General features: G+C 47.5%; 13 protein-coding genes, 1 tRNA gene and 1 rRNA gene. 12 read left to right on the top strand and 3 right to left on the bottom strand.

The annotated features are described in order from the left end of the window. Positions 1–33 precede the first annotated feature (33 nt). The 4 genes from hypF to NBH16_RS18655 all read left to right on the top strand — a co-directional run bounded on the left by hypF (position 34) and on the right by NBH16_RS18655 (position 5,598). Entirely contained in the window at positions 34–2,316 is a 2,283-nt protein-coding gene (gene hypF / locus NBH16_RS18670) for a carbamoyltransferase HypF (RefSeq protein ID WP_250788959.1), read from the top strand. A gap of 12 nt (positions 2,317–2,328) precedes the next feature. Continuing rightward, complete coding sequence (gene hypA / locus NBH16_RS18665; RefSeq protein WP_005855027.1) at positions 2,329–2,676, top strand: hydrogenase maturation nickel metallochaperone HypA; 348 nt, start codon at positions 2,329–2,331, stop codon at positions 2,674–2,676. Between the two features lie 29 nt (positions 2,677–2,705). Further along, positions 2,706–3,458 carry a hydrogenase nickel incorporation protein HypB gene (gene hypB, locus NBH16_RS18660; protein WP_005865052.1) on the top strand — a complete coding sequence of 251 codons (753 nt, stop codon included), beginning with the start codon at positions 2,706–2,708 and terminating at the stop codon, positions 3,456–3,458. A gap of 79 nt (positions 3,459–3,537) precedes the next feature. Further along, positions 3,538–5,598, top strand: coding sequence for an acetate--CoA ligase family protein (locus tag NBH16_RS18655; RefSeq protein ID WP_122380888.1), 2,061 nt, complete (start codon positions 3,538–3,540; stop codon positions 5,596–5,598). 87 nt (positions 5,599–5,685) lie between these two features. Here the strand turns inward: NBH16_RS18655 and NBH16_RS18650 are convergent, their stop codons facing one another. Together NBH16_RS18650 and NBH16_RS18645 are read right to left on the bottom strand one after the other, a co-directional pair. Further along, positions 5,686–6,300: a recombinase family protein gene (locus NBH16_RS18650; protein ID WP_250788958.1), complete on the bottom strand. Its 615-nt coding sequence runs from the start codon at positions 6,298–6,300 to the stop codon at positions 5,686–5,688. Positions 6,301–6,439: 139 nt separating this feature from the next. Beyond that, a tRNA-Ser gene (locus NBH16_RS18645) sits at positions 6,440–6,526 on the bottom strand. Positions 6,527–6,665: 139 nt separating this feature from the next. Here NBH16_RS18645 and mltG point away from each other — a divergent pair. The 7 genes from mltG (at position 6,666) to NBH16_RS18610 (ending at position 15,855) form a co-directional block, all read left to right on the top strand. After that, positions 6,666–7,715, top strand: a complete 1,050-nt coding sequence (gene mltG, locus NBH16_RS18640; protein ID WP_250788957.1) for an endolytic transglycosylase MltG — start codon at positions 6,666–6,668, stop codon at positions 7,713–7,715. Between the two features lie 104 nt (positions 7,716–7,819). Continuing rightward, positions 7,820–9,421 (top strand): thiamine pyrophosphate-dependent enzyme, encoded by a 1,602-nt coding sequence (locus NBH16_RS18635; RefSeq protein ID WP_008780255.1) that lies wholly within the window; start codon positions 7,820–7,822, stop codon positions 9,419–9,421. Next, on the top strand, positions 9,418–9,999 hold the full coding sequence (locus NBH16_RS18630) for an indolepyruvate oxidoreductase subunit beta (protein ID WP_250788956.1): 582 nt from the start codon (positions 9,418–9,420) through the stop codon (positions 9,997–9,999). Before NBH16_RS18635 ends, NBH16_RS18630 begins: the two co-directional genes overlap by 4 nt. Positions 10,000–10,254: 255 nt before the next feature. After that, the gene (locus NBH16_RS18625) at positions 10,255–10,764 is read left to right on the top strand and encodes a TlpA family protein disulfide reductase (protein ID WP_008778142.1); all 510 of its coding nucleotides are present in this window, start codon (positions 10,255–10,257) and stop codon (positions 10,762–10,764) included. Between the two features lie 5 nt (positions 10,765–10,769). After that, on the top strand, positions 10,770–11,558 hold the full coding sequence (locus tag NBH16_RS18620) for a 4Fe-4S binding protein (RefSeq protein ID WP_005865064.1): 789 nt from the start codon (positions 10,770–10,772) through the stop codon (positions 11,556–11,558). Positions 11,559–11,679: 121 nt separating this feature from the next. Next, on the top strand, positions 11,680–14,106 hold the full coding sequence (locus tag NBH16_RS18615) for an alpha-L-rhamnosidase-related protein (protein WP_250788955.1): 2,427 nt from the start codon (positions 11,680–11,682) through the stop codon (positions 14,104–14,106). An 18-nt stretch (positions 14,107–14,124) separates the two neighbouring features. Continuing rightward, complete coding sequence (locus NBH16_RS18610) at positions 14,125–15,855, top strand: bifunctional metallophosphatase/5'-nucleotidase (RefSeq protein ID WP_250788954.1); 1,731 nt, start codon at positions 14,125–14,127, stop codon at positions 15,853–15,855. Positions 15,856–16,095: 240 nt separating this feature from the next. Here the strand turns inward: NBH16_RS18610 and NBH16_RS18605 are convergent, their stop codons facing one another. Then, complete coding sequence (locus tag NBH16_RS18605) at positions 16,096–16,320, bottom strand: hypothetical protein (RefSeq protein ID WP_044546713.1); 225 nt, start codon at positions 16,318–16,320, stop codon at positions 16,096–16,098. A gap of 525 nt (positions 16,321–16,845) precedes the next feature. Between NBH16_RS18605 and NBH16_RS18600 the strand changes: the two genes are divergently transcribed. Beyond that, positions 16,846–17,060: ribosomal RNA gene (locus tag NBH16_RS18600) — 16S ribosomal RNA — on the top strand; the annotation flags it as partial.

Here is a 17,060-nt window from a genome sequence, read left to right as displayed (position 1 = left end):
GTCTGATTAGACATTTATTCCTATATTTGTGCTATGGCGAAGAATAAAGTATATGCGTTGATTATTCAAGGCTTGGTTCAAGGGGTTGGTTTTCGCCCTTTTATCTACCGGATCGCTAAAGATCTGGGGATGAAAGGTTGTGTGGAGAATATGAATAATGGAGTACGTATCTTGGTTGCCGCTACTCCGGATGATCGGGATTTGCTGATAAGTCGTATACGGACCGAGCATCCTCGTGTCGCTTATATCCATCGGATCTCCTATACATCTACGGAAATGGATGAAGATGATTTTTACGATTTTACGATTACGCCTAGCCATTCAGAATCGGATGAGGTCACGCAGGTCTCCCCGGATATCGCTGTTTGTGCGGATTGTATGCGAGACCGGACTACTCAACCCCATCGAATCGGATATCCTTTTATTAATTGTACGCATTGTGGCCCTCGCTTCTCTATTATCCGGGACCTTCCTTACGACCGTTCGCAGACAACGATGGGCGGTTTCCTTATGTGTCCCGATTGTGAGAAAGAATATACGAATGTTATCGATCGCCGTTTCCATGCCCAACCTGTCGCTTGCAATCATTGTGGCCCGACCTATTACGCGACTTATAACGAGGAGACTTATATCGATTATGAGACCTTATTGAAACTTACCTCTCGCTTATTGCTTGGTGGAGAGGTTATTGCGGCTAAAGGAATCGGAGGCTATCATTTGATTTGTGATGCCTCGAATGAGAGAGCGGTTGCCCGTCTGCGAGAGATAAAGCAGCGGGATACCAAACCATTCGCTGTTATGTTCCGTGATCTGGAACATCTGCAAGTCTATACGGTAACGGAGCCGATGGAGGAGCGATGCTTAGTTTCTTGGCGCCGTCCGATCGTACTGCTGAGGCAACGGAGCCGGTTAGCTTCCGGAATCAATCCGGGCATGCATACGCTAGGATGTATGTTGTCTTATATGCCGATTCATTACGATTGGTTTGCTCGTACAGGGATACCTGCGTTGGTAATGACCAGCGGGAATCTAAGCGATTTGCCGATAGCGATCACCCCGGAGGATGCGGAGGCGCAATTAGCGGGAAAGGTAGCGGTCCTCTTGCATCATAATCGCCCGATCCATAACCGGGTAGATGATTCTGTGTTGCAGGTCTGCGGAGGACAACCCTGCTTGATCCGTCGTTCCCGAGGCTATGTGCCGGAACCCTTTTTCACGGATACAAATGTGGAGGGGATCATGGCTTTCGGTGCGGAGAAAGTGAACATGTTCGCTTTGGGGAAAGGAGAGACGATCCTGCAAAGTCAATATATTGGCGACTTAAAGAACTGGGAGACTTTCCGGTTCTATACGGAATCTATGGAGCAGTTTCGTCATTTGTTTCGTTTCAATCCCCAGCGATTGGTTTGTGACCTGCATCCGGATTATCTTTCCAGCCAAGAGGCGGAACGTATCTCGAAATCTCTTTCCTTACCTTTATTAAAGGTACAACATCATCATGCTCATGCCGCTGCTTGTATGTTGGAGCATGGATTGAATGAGCCGGTTCTCGCTATCGTGATGGATGGGACAGGTCTGGGTGATGATGGTAAGGTTTGGGGAGGCGAGTTCTTCCTTTGTGACCGAGCGAAATACCGTCGCCTTTCCCATTTTGAGTATGTCCCGTTACCGGGAGGCGACAAGGCGGCTGAGGAGCCATGGCGAATGGTTGTCGCCTATTTGTGGCATTATTTCAAGGACGAACCGTCGGGTATTCCTTATCCGGCCGATTTCGTGGAACGCATAGGCACGGAAAGGATCGCTATGCTTGAACGAATGATGGAGAAAGGTGTGAATACACCCTATACATCCAGCGCTGGCCGGCTGTTTGATGCGGTAGCTTCTTTATTGGGGATTTGCGATGTCTCCAGCCACCAAGCGGAGGCTCCGGTCTTATTGGAGCAGGCGGCGATGGGAGAGAGGAACGCTTATGCGTATCCAGTCTCGGCGGAGGGAGAGGAAATCTCTTTTTATTCTTTGTTTGAGGCATTATTGCATGATAAGACGAACGAGGTCCCGGTGAGCTTGATATCCGCCCGTTTCCATACGACATTGGCTTCCTTGTTTGTGCAGAAAGCCCGCTTGTTGATTAAACGGACGAAAGCGACACAAGTGGTTATCTCGGGAGGATGTTTCCAGAATAAATTATTGACGGAGTCGATGAGGAGACAGTTCATCATGGCTGGGGTCCCCGTCTATATTCCGTCTCGTATACCTTGTAACGATGGGGGGATAGCCGTGGGGCAATTAACGATCGCCTCGGTGACTCCCTTTTAAAAGAGATCAGATATGCATGAGTTGTCTATCGCCCGTAGTATCGTGGAGCTGGTCGAGGAACAAGCGGATAACCGGGGAGCCTCGGTGGTCGAAGAGTTGGAGTTAGAGATAGGACATTTGTCCGGCGTAGAGATCCAAACCTTAGAGTTCGCATTGGATAGCGCCATAAAAGGTAGCAAGCTGGAAAAGGCCCGGATTATCCGTCATTATATTGAGGGGGAAGGACAGTGTAGCGACTGTGAGACCATTTTCCCAATGAACGCCTTGTTTTCCCCTTGTCCCCATTGTGGCTCCTATTTAGTTAAAATCCTTAAAGGGAAGGAACTTCGGGTGAAGTCGATTGTTATTAAAAAGGAATGATATATTAATGAAATAAAAACTTAAATACTATGTGCGGAACTTGCGGATGCGGAGAGCATCATCACCATCACGATCATACGCATGAGCATTCTCATGGCCATGAACATCATCACCATCCTGATGAAGGGATCGTAATTAATCTGGAACAAGATATACTTCAACGTAACAACTTATTGGCGGAGCGAAACCGGGGATATTTCGAGGCTAAGAACCTGTTCTGCCTGAACTTGATGAGTTCGCCCGGATCCGGTAAGACAACCTTGCTGGAAGAGACGATCCGCCGTTTGAAAGCGAAGCGACCGATCTATGTGATAGAAGGCGATCAACAAACCTCAAACGATGCCGACCGTATAGCGGCGTTGGAGATTCCCGTGTTTCAGGTAAATACCGGTACCGGCTGTCATTTGGAAGCCGACATGGTCAATCATGCCGTTAAGCATCTGAATCCGAAGGAGGGAGCGATCCTTTTTATAGAGAATGTCGGCAATCTGGTCTGTCCGGCCATGTTCGATCTCGGAGAGTCCAAGAAAGTCGTTATCGTGAGTACGACGGAGGGAGATGATAAACCGTTGAAATACCCACATATCTTTCAGGAGGCAGATATCTGCGTAATCAACAAGATTGATCTGGCTCCTTATCTGAATACAAAAGTGGAAGTGCTTCGGGAAAACGCCTTGAAGGTAAATCACCATCTCCAGATATTCGAGGTGTCCGCCACGAAAGGAGACGGGATGGATGCATGGTGTGACTGGTTGCAGACAGAGAGTGCAAAGTGTAAATAAATATCCCGGGTTTTAATGAATAAATGGAGAAAAAAACTATATTTGCTCCCATTCATTGAATCTAACTAATCAAAATGTTATGATTAACCGAGAATTGATTAATCCTCAAAGCATCGTAGTGGTGGGAGGTTCCAACAACGTACATAAACCGGGCGGTCGTATCGTGCGAAACCTGTTGGATGGAAAATATAAAGGAGAATTATGTGTGGTAAACGCCAAGGAGACAGATGTGCAAGGCGTCAAGTCTTATCCTTCTGTACATGATATCCCGGAGACGGAGTTGGCGATCATCTCGATTCCGAGTAAATCGTGCCCCGAGGTGATGGAAGTGCTGGCCCGGCAAAAGGGGGTAAAAGCTTTTATCGTGATCTCGGCCGGCTTCGGCGAGGAGACACACGAGGGCGGTATCTTGGAGCAACAGATGCTGGATGTCGTGAATGAGGCGGGAGCCTCCTTGATCGGCCCGAACTGTATCGGGTTGATGAATATGAATTATCATGGCGTGTTTACGCAACCGATACCGGAATTCCATCCCGATGGCGTGGATTTCATCTCTAGCTCCGGCGGTACGGCCTTGTTCATTATCGAGTCGGCGCTGACAAAAGGGCTGCGTTTCTCTTCTGTTTGGTCGGTTGGGAACTCCAAGCAGAATGGAGTAGAGGATATCCTTGAATATATGGATCGGAACTTTGATCCGGTATTGGATTCCAAGATCAAGATGTTGTATATCGAGCAAATCAAGCAACCGGATAAATTGTTGTATCATGCGTCTTCCTTGATACGTAAGGGATGCAAGATCGCCGCTATCAAGGCGGGAAGTACGGAGTCGGGAAAGCGAGCTGCCTCTTCGCATACGGGCGCTATCGCTAGTTCGGACTCTGCCGTGGAGGCTTTGTTCCGTAAGGCGGGTATCGTGCGTTGTTTTAGCCGTGAGGAATTGACTACCGTGGCGAGTATCTTTACCTTGAAAGACGTGAAAGGGAAGAATTGTGCGATCGTGACACATGCCGGAGGGCCTGCGGTAATGCTGGCGGACGCTTTATCCAAGGGGCGTTTGAATGTTCCTAGTTTGGAAGGCCCTATCGCTGATGAGTTGAAATCCAAACTGTATCCGGGTGCCGCTGTCGGTAATCCGATTGATATTATCGGTACGGGGACACCGGAACATCTGGCTACAGCCATCGATTTCTGTGAGAATCGTTTCGATAATGTGGATTTGATGATGGTCATCTTCGGTAGTCCCGGTTTGGTAAAACTTTATGATACCTACGAGGTACTTCATAAAAAGATGGAAGAGTGCAAGAAGCCGATCTTCCCGATATTACCGTCTATCGTAACGGCCGGACCGGAGGTGAAGAGCTTTGTCAAGAAAGGCCATGTGAACTTCTCGGACGAGGTGACATTGGGTACCGCCCTTTCACGGGTGATCAATACGCCGAAACCGATGAGCACGGATATCCAGCTATATGGCGTGGATGTACCGGAAGTTCGTCGTATCATAGACCGGTTGCCGGGTAGCGGTTATTTAAATCCGGAGGAAGTGCGTACATTGTTGCGTGCCGCTAATATCCCGTTAGTGGAGGAATATGCTTCGGATGATAGGGATGCGTTGCTGGCTTTTGCCAAGAGGGTGAAATATCCGGTGGTAGCCAAGGTTGTGGGGCCTGTGCATAAGAGCGATATCGGTGGTGTGGCCTTGAATATCCGTGGAGAAGAGCATTTATTGTTCGAGTATGAACGTATGATGCGTCTGCCGGGTGTTACGGGCATCATGGTACAACCGATGTTGAAAGGACAGGAATTATTCTTGGGAGCTAAATATGAGGATCGTTTCGGCCATGTGGTACTTTGCGGGTTGGGTGGAATCTTCGTGGAGGTATTGAAGGATGTGTCTTATGGTTTGGCACCGTTATCATATGATGAGACTTATTCAATGATTCGTTCTTTGAGAGGGTATCCGATCATTAAAGGTACGCGTGGGCAAAAGGGCATCGACGAGCAACAATATGCGGACATTATCGTTCGCCTCTCTACCTTATTGCGTTTTGCCAGCGAGATAAAGGAAATGGATATAAATCCGTTGGTGGCTACGGATAGAGGCTTGTTCGCTGTAGACGCCCGTATCCGTATAGAGAAATAATAATGATTCAATGTGCCAATATGCGAATATGCTAATATCTGAATTATCCCTTCTGGTATTTCATTGGCATATTGGCACATTGAATCATTATTTCTTCTTCTTCTTTTTCTTATCGGGAAGATACTCTTTCAGAAAGCGTTTGAAGCTACTTAGCGATACATTGTATTTCTCCGCTATCTGGGCGTAAGTCAAGCTCGGATCTTTCAAGTCTTTCTCGATTTGTTCCTTATAAGGCTCCAAGCGTCCCATTTGTTGACTACCTTTCGGACGGCCCAGCACCACACCTTTACTTCTGATCAAGGCAAGGGCTTCCTTCGTACGGATAGAGACCAGCTTTCGCTCGATCTCGGAGACCAGACCGAAGGTAAAGGCCAAAGTCTTACTGTCGATATTATCCTCGAACACATATCCGTCGCTTACGCTACGAAGCGTTACCTTTCGCTCTATACAAAGCAAAATGATATGGATGATCTCGATCATCTTACGGCTCACACGGGATATATCGGACACAAGTATCTCATCCCCGGGACTTAAAGATTTGACAATACTTTCCAGTCTGCGGTTCGCACGAGGACTATTTCCCACCTCTTTAGCCCACTTCCCGATCTCTATCTTCTGAGATTCGGCAAATTCCCGGATCACAGCTTCTTGGATCTCGGAGTTTTGCTTATTATTATATGTTCGGATAAAAGCAATTGTCATAATGTATATATTTAATTATCTCCTTTTAATAACAGATCGACTTACGATAAGTTCAAATATGACAAATATATGAAACACTTTAATTCGGTTGGCTTAAAAACAAAAAAACCAACTAATAGATTTATTAGTTGGCTCTTTGCGGAAGCGGGGGGATTCGAACCCCCGGTACCCTTACGAGTACGTCAGTTTAGCAAACTGGTGGTTTCAGCCACTCACCCACACTTCCTTGTGTGTTCTGTGCTTCTTCCTTAGAATTGCGATGCAAAGGTAGAACTATAATTTTAAATAAACAAGGCTTTGCACATCATTTTTTTCGAAAAAAGATACTACTTTTGTGCCTTATTCTGATATTCAATAGATTATTCATGGATTTGAACAAACAAATTTTATCGAGGCGTCCGATAATTATCGCCTTGATAGCGATTCTCGTTGTTTTGATAGGCGGTGGAGGCTTTTGGGTGTACCGTTTGGCTTGGGCTCCGAATTTTAAGCCGGATAAGACGGTCTATGTCTATATAGATGATAAAAAGGATTTTGATGATCTTTGCTGGCAGTTGAGGGATTCGGCGAACTGTCTCCGTATCGGTAGCTTTAAGCAATTGAGTGGATTGTTGAAGTATCCTGCGTCCATGCGTACCGGTCGATACGCCGTGAAGCCCGGCATGAGTAATTTAACCTTATTGAATGACTTGCGGAGAGGACATCAAGTAGCGGCCCGGGTTACTTTTAATAATATCCGTTTCAAGGAAGATTTGGCGGAACGTATAAGTGATCAATTGATGTTCGGGAAGGAAAATCTCCTGCGTCTATTGAATGATTCTGTGTATTGCGACTCTTTAGGTTTTACCCCGGAAACGATCAATGCCCTCTTCATTCCTAATACCTATGAGATTTATTGGAATATATCTGCGGATAAATTTATACGTCGCATGAAGCGTGAATATGACGCTTTCTGGACACCGGAACGATTGAAAAAGGCAGAGGAGATCGGGCTTACTCCAGTCGAGGTATCTATCTTGGCTTCTATCGTAGAAGAGGAGACGGCGGCATCGGACGAATATCCAATCGTGGCGGGCCTTTATATCAACCGCCTTCATGCTGGTATTCCTTTACAGGCAGACCCTACCGTAAAGTTCGCGGTGGGGGATTTTTCTTTGCAACGTATCTTATTTGAGCATTTGGAAATAGATTCTCCCTATAATACCTATAAATATGCGGGCCTGCCTCCCGGTCCTCTACGGATTCCTACTATCAAGGGCTTGAATAGCGTATTGAATCATACGAAACATAAATACTTATACATGTGCGCTAAGGAGGATTTCTCGGGACGGCATAATTTCGCCGTGACGTTGGCGGAGCATAACCGTAATGCCAACCGGTATCGGGCGGAGTTGAATAGGCGCCGGATACGGTAATGGATCTAGTATAAATCATAAGTCTCTCATTCTAAATTGAACATTTTTCATTACCTTTGGCGGCTAAATAGTGTGAATAGTCAATATTAAGAAAACAGATACACATGGAAAAACATTTATTTTTGGGGGACGAGGCCATAGCGCAAGCCGCTATAGACGCTGGAATCTCCGGGGTATACGCATACCCGGGAACCCCTTCTACTGAAATCACAGAATATATCCAAGGTTCTCCGGTAACGAAGGAAAGAGGTATCCATTGTCGCTGGAGCGCGAATGAGAAAACCGCCATGGAAGCCGCTTTGGGTATGTGCTATGCCGGTAAACGTGCGCTTTGCTGCATGAAGCACGTGGGTTTGAATGTAGCCGCCGATTGCTTTATGAACGCCGCTATGAGCGGTATCAACGGAGGTATGATCATCCTTACGGCCGACGACCCATCCATGCACTCTTCCCAGAATGAGCAAGACAACCGTATTTATGGCAATTTCGCCATGATCCCGATGTTTGAGCCATCCAGCCAGCAAGAGGCTTATGATATGGTATATCATGGATTCGAGTTATCCGAGAAATTAGGGTATCCTATCTTGCTGCGTGTAACGACCCGTATGGCGCATTCTCGTGCCGGTGTCGTAACCAGCCCGTTGAAGCCGGAGAACCGGATGAATTGTCCGGAAGACGGTCGTCAACGTTTTATCTTACTCCCGGCATTGGCTCGTAAACGTTTCAAGAGTTTGCTGGCGTCTCAAGAGGCTTTCACGGAAGCTTCCGAGAATTCCGCGTATAATAAGTATTTCGATGCCCCAAATAAAGACTTGGGTATCATCACGACGGGTATCGCTTTCAATTATCTTTCCGAGAATTATCCGGACGGTTTCGAGCATCCCGTATTGAAGATCTCCCAGTATCCGCTTCCGAGAAAGCAAGTGGAGAAGATCGTTGGCGAGTGTAAGGAGATCTTGGTGTTGGAAGAGGGATATCCGGTCGTTGAAGAGCAATTAAAAGGTTTCTTGGCGAAAGGCGTGACGGTTCATGGCCGTCTGGACGGTACGCTTCAGCGTGACGGCGAGCTTACGCCAGACGCGGTAGGCAAAGCCTTGGGTAAGGAGATCCAGAGCTATTACGCGATCCCCGAGGTGGTTGAGCAACGTCCGCCCGCCTTGTGCCAAGGTTGTGGACACCGGGATATGTATGAGGCCTTGAACGAGGTGATCGCCGAGTATAACGGTACGGCTAAGGTGTTTGGCGATATCGGCTGTTATACCTTGGGAGCTTTGCCTCCTTTCCGGGCGATCGATTCTTGTATCGATATGGGCGCCTCCATCACGATGGCGAAGGGCGCTTCCGACGCGGGTGTATTCCCGGCTATCTCCGTGATCGGCGATTCTACGTTTACCCATTCCGGTATGACTGGTTTGCTGGATTGCGTGAACGAGAACACGAATATCACCATCGTTATCTCCGATAATGAGACAACGGCCATGACCGGAGGGCAGGATTCCGCCGGAACAGGACGTCTGGAGTCTATCTGCGCCGGTATCGGTGTGGATCCGGCTCACATCCGTGTGATGGTTCCTTTAAAAAAGAACTTCGAGGAGATGAAGTCTATCATCCGTGAGGAAATCGAGTACAAGGGCGTATCCGTATTGATCCCCCGCCGTGAGTGTATCCAGACATTAACCAGAAAGAAAAAAGCAAGCAAGAAATGAAAACAGATATTATACTATCAGGTGTAGGAGGACAGGGTATCCTTTCTATCGCCGCCGTTATTGGAGAAGCCGCCTTAAAAGAAGGTCTGTATATGAAGCAAGCGGAAGTACACGGTATGAGTCAACGGGGTGGAGACGTGCAGTCTAACCTGCGTCTTTCCGACGAGCCGATCGCCTCGGACTTGATCCCGAAGGGCTACGCCGATTTGATCATCTCCTTGGAACCGATGGAGAGCTTGCGTTATCTGCCTTACCTGAAGAAAGAGGGTTGGCTGGTGACGAACTCCCGTCCGTTCGTGAACATCCCGAACTATCCGGAGATCGAGAAAGTGAACGCCGAGTTGGACAAGCTCCCTCACAAGGTCGTATTGGACGTGGAGGAGATCGCCAAGGAAGCGGGTTCTGTCCGTGCCGCCAATATCGTGATGTTGGGTGCAGCTACCCCATTTATCGGGATCGAGTATGATAAGATCGAGGCGGGAATCCGTCAGATATTCGGTCGTAAGGGCGAGGATATAGTTAATATGAACCTAAAGGCATTGAAAGCCGGTTATGACTTAGCGCAAAGTTTGCGGTAAATCTTTCTCCGGGTTTGCATGGTATCAGCGTACGTGACATCTCCGGGTTTCACGTACGTTTTTTTTAACATCTAACCCCCTAGAACTTTTAGAAGAGCTGTCGAGGGGTAGGTACGGCATCAAAAAAACTCCGTAGGCACTGTCGAGGGGTAGGTACGGCATCGTAGAACTTTCGTAAGCCTTAGAATTATGCGGTTTGATGAGAATTTTAATGTATCTTTGTCGCTGAATCCTAAACGAGAAATGATTAAGGTTATGAAGAAGTATTTATTGGCTAGTTTACTAGCGTTATTGGCTTTCGTAGGCAAAGCTCAGGAGGATAATTCCGATATCGTGAAGGTCGGTGATACCATGCCGTCATTTACGATTGTTTCCGACAACGGGAGTAAGTTGCAGTCCGCTTCGTTAAAGGGAAAAGTGATCCTCGTGAATTTCTTCGCCACTTGGTGTCCTCCCTGCCAAAAAGAATTGGCCGCTGTCCAACAAACCCTCTGGCCGAAATACAAGAACAACAAGGACTTCGTTCTCTTGGTGATCGGGCGTGAGCATTCCGATGCCGATCTACAGAAATATAACGAGAAAAAAGGCTTCGATTTTCCTTTGTATCCCGATAAGGACCGGGCTATTTTCGGCGCTTTCGCCAAGAACTTGATCCCTCGTGGCTATTTGGTCGGAAAAGACGGGAAGATCATTTATACGAGCAAAGGCTATACCGATGAGGAATTTGCTGAGTTAATGACTAAAATAGAGGGTGCGTTAAAATAAGAATCATGAAATATAGTAACATACATTTAATTTATTTTTCTCCGACACACACGTCCGCCAAGATCGTTTACGCGATAGCGGAAGGAATGGGTGCCACTTCGATGTCCGAGTCGGATGTCACTTGTGAGAGTCTGGATATGGAAGAGTATATTGATGATGAGCTGACGATTATAGCCGCTCCTGTATACGGTGGCCGTGTGGCGGAGACTGCCATGGAACGTTTTCGCATGTTTCGTTCTGCCCACCATGCGCCAGTAGTCCCCGTGGTACTGTATGGGAACCGGGATTATGAGGATGCCTTGAAAGAGCTCTGTGATTTAGTGTCGGAGCAGGGGTTCGTACCTGTGGCTGCCGGAGCGTTTATCGGCGAGCATTCTTTCAGCCGCAAGGGGATGCCCATTGCCGAGGGGCGTCCGGACGAGTCGGATCTTAATCAGGCTACGGAATTCGGGAAAAAGATTATCGAGGAGCTGGAGAAGGTTTCCTGCGTGGAATGCTTGTCCGCCTTGGAGGTGAAAGGTAATTTCCCGTATCGGGTGAAAGGCCCTTCCACTCCTCAAGCTCCTGTTACGGATAATGATTTATGTACGCAATGTGAGTATTGCGTGGATGTGTGTCCTACACATGCGATATCCTTGGCAGACGAGGGTATGTATAGCGACCCGAACCTATGTATCAAATGTTGCGCCTGCGTGAAAGAGTGTCCCGAGGGCGCACGTACTTTCGATACTCCTTACACGGCGATGCTCCATAAGAACTTTAGCGCACGCAGGGAGCCGGAGATATTCTTCTAATGGAGGACCGGGCATCCGGTATATGGTGAGGGAAAGCGTCAAAAGGCAAAAGTTCTTTTGGCGCTTTCTCTTTTTTTGTACCTTTGTTCGGATCGTTAATCTCAAATAATACCGTGTTTGTATGAAAACCTATTTATTCCTTTTGCTTTTTGTGTTTCAAGCCTTCTCCCTTTCCTCCCAGATTAGCCTGAAAGGGTATAATCAGGAGAAGATCGATCCTTCTCTTTTCGAGGGACGATGGAAAGCCCGTTGGATCTCCTACCCGGGTGAGGCCCCGAATGTATATGGGGTCTATCATTTTCGTAAATCGTTCGATCTGGAGGTGGTTCCTTCCCGGTTTATCGTCCATGTTTCCGCCGATAACCGGTATAAATTATATGTAAACGGGAAATTGGTATCCTTGGGCCCGGCCCGTGGGGATATCTATAACTGGAGTTTCGAGACGGTGGATCTGGCTCCTTATCTGAGGAAAGGGAAGAATACGCTGGCCTCCGTTGTCTGGAATTATGCCGAGCGGAAACCTGTCGCCCAGATCAGTTACGATCAGACGGGTTTTATCCTGCAAGGCAATACGGGGCATGAGGCGGTGGTAAATACGGATACCACTTGGGTCTGCCTGCGTAATAAGGCGTATGCTCCTTGGACCGAATGGCAGGTATTGGGGTATTACGTGGCTGGCCCGGGTGAGGAACTGGAAGCCTCCGCTTATCCTTGGGGCTGGGAACAACCGGATTACGACGACAGGAAATGGGAGAAGGCCGTACGGGGCATGGAGGGTGCCACAAAAGGATCGAGAGATTACCCGGGACGGTTGCTGGTTCCTAGCCCGATACCTCCGATGGACAGCCGGATCGAGCGTCTGGCCAAGCTCCGCCGGTCGGAAGGGATCGAATGCCCGCAAGGATTTCCTTACTGGCCAAAAGCTTTGACGATCCCGGCGAATACGGAGGTCCGCTTGCTTCTGGATAATGATTACTTGACGACGGGTTATTTCTCCTTAGCCTTCAGCAAAGGAAAGGAGGCCGAGATCCATATCGGTTATTCGGAAGCCCTCTATAAGCAAGAAGAGGAATCGACCACTAAATCGTATGCGTTGAATGGCAAGGGACATCGGGACGAGTTAACGGATAAGCAGTTTATCGGGTACGGGGATAAGATACTGGCTGATGGGGGAGATAATCGTCTCTTCACCTCCCTGTGGTGGCGTACATGGAGATATGTGGAGTTGAAAGTGAAGACGGCTTCCGAGCCTTTGGTGATCGAGGATATGTATGGGACTTTCTCCGCCTATCCTTTCCGTAACGAGACCGCTTTCTCCGCTCCGGGACATGAGGAGCTGGGCCGTATGCTCGAGATAGGATGGCGTACCGCCCGTCTGTGCGCCAATGAGACGTATATGGACTGCCCGTATTACGAGCAACTGCAATATTTCGGGGATACACGCATACAGGCAATGATTTCCATGTATAATACATCAGACCCTTATATGGTGAAGAATGCCATAGAGCAAGGACGGCAGTCCATGGTGGCGGAAGGGATTACGATGAGCCGATATCCGTCTAGCGTACATCAGTTTATATCCTCGTTCTCTCTCTGGTGGATTTGTATGGGGCACGATTATTGGATGTACCGTGGGGATGAGGCATACATGAAGACCTTGCTTCCCGCTTACCGTCAGGTTTTGTCGTGGTACGAGCAATGGTTGAAGCCGGATTATAGTTTGTCGTACGTTCCTCATTGGTTCTTCGTGGATTGGGCGGCCGGTTTTGATTATGGCGAGCCGATACGGGAGAAAGAGGGAAACTCGGCGCTCCAAGATTTGATGTATATAATGACCTTGGAGTTTGCGGCGGAGATGGAACAAGCGATCGGCCTCCCTGCCATGGCGGATCATTACCGGAAGATCGCTACCGAGATGCGTAAGACGATCCGCCCGAAATATTGGGACGCTGCCCGTAATCTATTCGCCGATACGCAGGATCATCGTGGCTATTCCCAGCATGTGAACGCCTTGGCGATCTTGACTGGGGTTACGAAAGGGGAGGAGGCCGTAAAGGTGATGAACCAAACCTTGGCGGATACGAGCTTGATCCAGTGTACGATCTATTTCCGTTATTACTTGAATCAAGCGTTGAAAGTTTCCGGTTTAGGGGATCAGTTCTTGGATAACTTACAAATATGGCGGGATCAGATGGCGTTGGGATTGACCACATGGGCAGAGATGCCGGAGCCATCCCGTTCTGATTGCCATGCTTGGGGAGCCAGTCCGAATATCGAGTTTTACCGGATCTTGTTGGGGATAGATAGCGATGCTCCCGGATTTAGGAAGATACGGATCGCTCCGTCTTTGGGAAAACTGAAGGAGGTTTCCGGTACGATCTCACATCCGCTTGGAAGCGTGACCGCCGCTTATAAATTGGATGAGAGAGGTGAGGGAACCGCCCGTCTGGTCTTGCCGGAAGGTACTACGGGTATATTTATCTGGGATGGAAAAGAAATCCCGTTGAAACCGGGCGAACAGGTTATTTCGTTATCTTCGCGTCATTAATCTATCTAAAATCCTGATATGAGACGAGTTTATTCAATTGCCTTATTGCTGCTGGTCGCTCTCGGTCTGTCGGCGACAACGAAGGAAGTAAAGTTGAAATTAGTGGAAACCAGTGATATCCATGGAAACTTCTTCCCGTATAATTTTATCGAGCAGCGGGAGTGGGGAGGAAGTCTGGCACGGGTATATTCGTTCGTGCAAGAAGAACGCCGGGCGTATGGCGATAACCTTTTGCTATTGGATAATGGCGATATCTTGCAAGGACAACCTTCGGCGTATTATTACAATTTCATGGATACGGTCTCTACGCATATAGCTTCCGCCATGATGAATTATATGGGGTACAATGCGGGAAATATGGGTAACCATGATGTAGAGGCTGGCCATGCCGTTTTCGATCGTTGGATCAAACAATGTGATTTCCCTATCTTGGGTGCCAATATTATCCGTACCTCCGACCGGGAGAACTATTTAAAGCCCTATGAGGTATTTGAGCGTGATGGTGTGAAGATCGTTGTACTGGGGATGATTACTCCGGCTATTCCTGTATGGTTACCGGAGACTCTGTGGCAAGGTCTTTATTTCGCCGATATGGAAGAGACGGCCCGTAAATGGATGAAGATCATTCAGGAGAAGGAGAAACCGGATGTTGTGGTAGGTATCTTTCATGCGGGAAATGAGGCTCGTACCATGTCCGGCCAGTACCGTGAGGATGCGTCGATGGAGGTTGCCCAGCACATTCCGGGCTTCGATGTGGTTATGATGGGGCATGATCATCGCCGGTATTGTGGTAAGGTGGCGAATATCGAGGGAGATTCCGTGTTATTGATAAATCCGGCAAGTAATGGGCGTGTAGTCGGTTCCGTTGATGTCGTGTTAAAGATGGAGCATGGAAAGGTTTTGGATAAACAAGTATCGGGTGTTTTGATGGATGTGGATAAGTTGGAGCCTAGCGAGGAGTTTATGGAGAAATTCGCTCCGCAATACAAAGCGGTGAATGATTTTGTCTCCGAGAAGGTGGGAACTTTTACGGAGAGTATCGCGACCCGTCCCGCTTACTTTGGGCCATCCGCTTTTATTGATTTTATTCACTCTTTACAATTGGAGTTGACTGGTGCGGACGTCTCTTTTGCCGCCCCGTTATCCTTTGACGCAAAAATAGATAAAGGGGATATCACGATCAGCGATATGTTCAGTCTTTACAAATATGAGAATATGCTTTATACGATGAATTTGACGGGAGCCGAGATCAAAGGTTTCTTGGAGGAATCATACGCTATGTGGACCAACCGGATGAAATCTCCGGACGATCATGTCTTATTATTGAAAGAGAGAAAGAAAGGACAGGAGAATTATGTCTCATTCGTCAACTTCAGTTTTAACTTTGACTCCGCAGCTGGTATCATTTACACCGTGGATGTAACGAAACCCAAGGGCGAGAAGATCACGATCTTGAAAATGGCGGATGGTAAGCCTTTCGACGAGAATAAAACGTATAAAGTAGCTCTTAACTCTTACCGAGGTAATGGAGGAGGTGAGTTATTGACGAAAGGGGCCGGCATTCCCCAAGACGAGTTAAAGAGTCGTATCATTCATTCGACCGATAAAGACCTCCGTTATTATATGATTCAATATATAAAGGAAAAGGGTGTACTTAGCCCACAACCTTTAAACCAATGGCAAATGATCCCGCAGGATTGGACGAGACCGGCGGCCGAACGGGATTGTAAGTTTCTTTTCGGGGAATGAGTTTCCGTCCTTGAAGTGTCTGGTTTGCGATAGTATCTCAATGGGAAACGGTGGTAAAGTCAATGGAATAGAGATGGTTTCTCAATGACTTTACGGCCGTGTCCCATTGACTTTTTTGTATCCCGTATTAGGGATGTTGCTGATAGGTTAGGGCGCAAGGGGCGCATCTTTACGTATGTTTCTAAAACTTTTTCTGTAAATAACGTTTATACCCCTCTTGTCTGTAGAGTGATGTAAATATTATTTTTCTAAAAATGTTTCTTTGAAAGCGTAAAGATGCGCCTTTTGCGCCCTAGGATTTTTACCGGGGAATTTTCCTGATGCCTTAACATGTGGATATACAGTTGTTTGTGTGCTTCTTCCCTCTTCGGCTTTTTGGGTCTTTGGGGGGCGATATAATGGGTCCTTACCCACGTTTACGTGATCCGAAAGCACTAAAACCAAGTGCATTTCGCATGATTTCATGAGCTAAAAGCCGTTTTTTCTGTGTGATTTCCTATCGGGGCCAAGATCGTTTTTGTCGTTTTCATACGTGCAAATGTACTCGTGGAGCACTTGTTTTAAGTGCACGTGGTGACACGTGAGGCCACGTGGTGGGCCACGTGAGCCGAGAATGGATATCGACGTATTATTAATGTACGCGATCCCCCTCGTGAAAAAAACTTGAAAAATAATACCGGAAAAGTTTGGAGGTTATGTTTTATAACACTACTTTTGCACCCGCATTCGAGAGAGAACGCCGGTACAAAATGATGAAACAAACTTTTAGAAAAAAAGTTCTGAAATAATTTGGAAGTTTAAAATAAAAGTCCTTATCTTTGCAGCCACGTTCGCAAAACGAAAGCGACAAAAGAGTTCTTTGAGAGATTTACATAATTCAACAAGTAGTACAAGTATAGGAGAAGAAATTTTCCGGATTGATACCGTCAAAGAAGTATGACTTTGGACTACAATAACGGATTCCGGAGCGAGGATAATAAAACAATTTAAACAACGAAGAGTTTGATCCTGGCTCAGGATGAACGCTAGCGACAGGCTTAACACATGCAAGTCGAGGGGCAGCGGGGGTAGCAATACCCGCCGGCGACCGGCGCACGGGTGAGTAACGCGTATGCAACTTACCTATCAGAGGGGGATAACCCGGCGAAAGTCGGACTAATACCGCATGAAGCAGGGGCCCCGCATGGGGATATTTGCTAAAGATT

The organism is Parabacteroides sp. Y3-G-102, from assembly GCF_023656845.1.
Classification (GTDB): Bacteria; Bacteroidota; Bacteroidia; order Bacteroidales; family Tannerellaceae; genus Parabacteroides; species Parabacteroides distasonis.
Note: the sequence above shows the minus strand (reverse complement) of the source record. Positions and strands in the feature narration are given on the sequence as shown.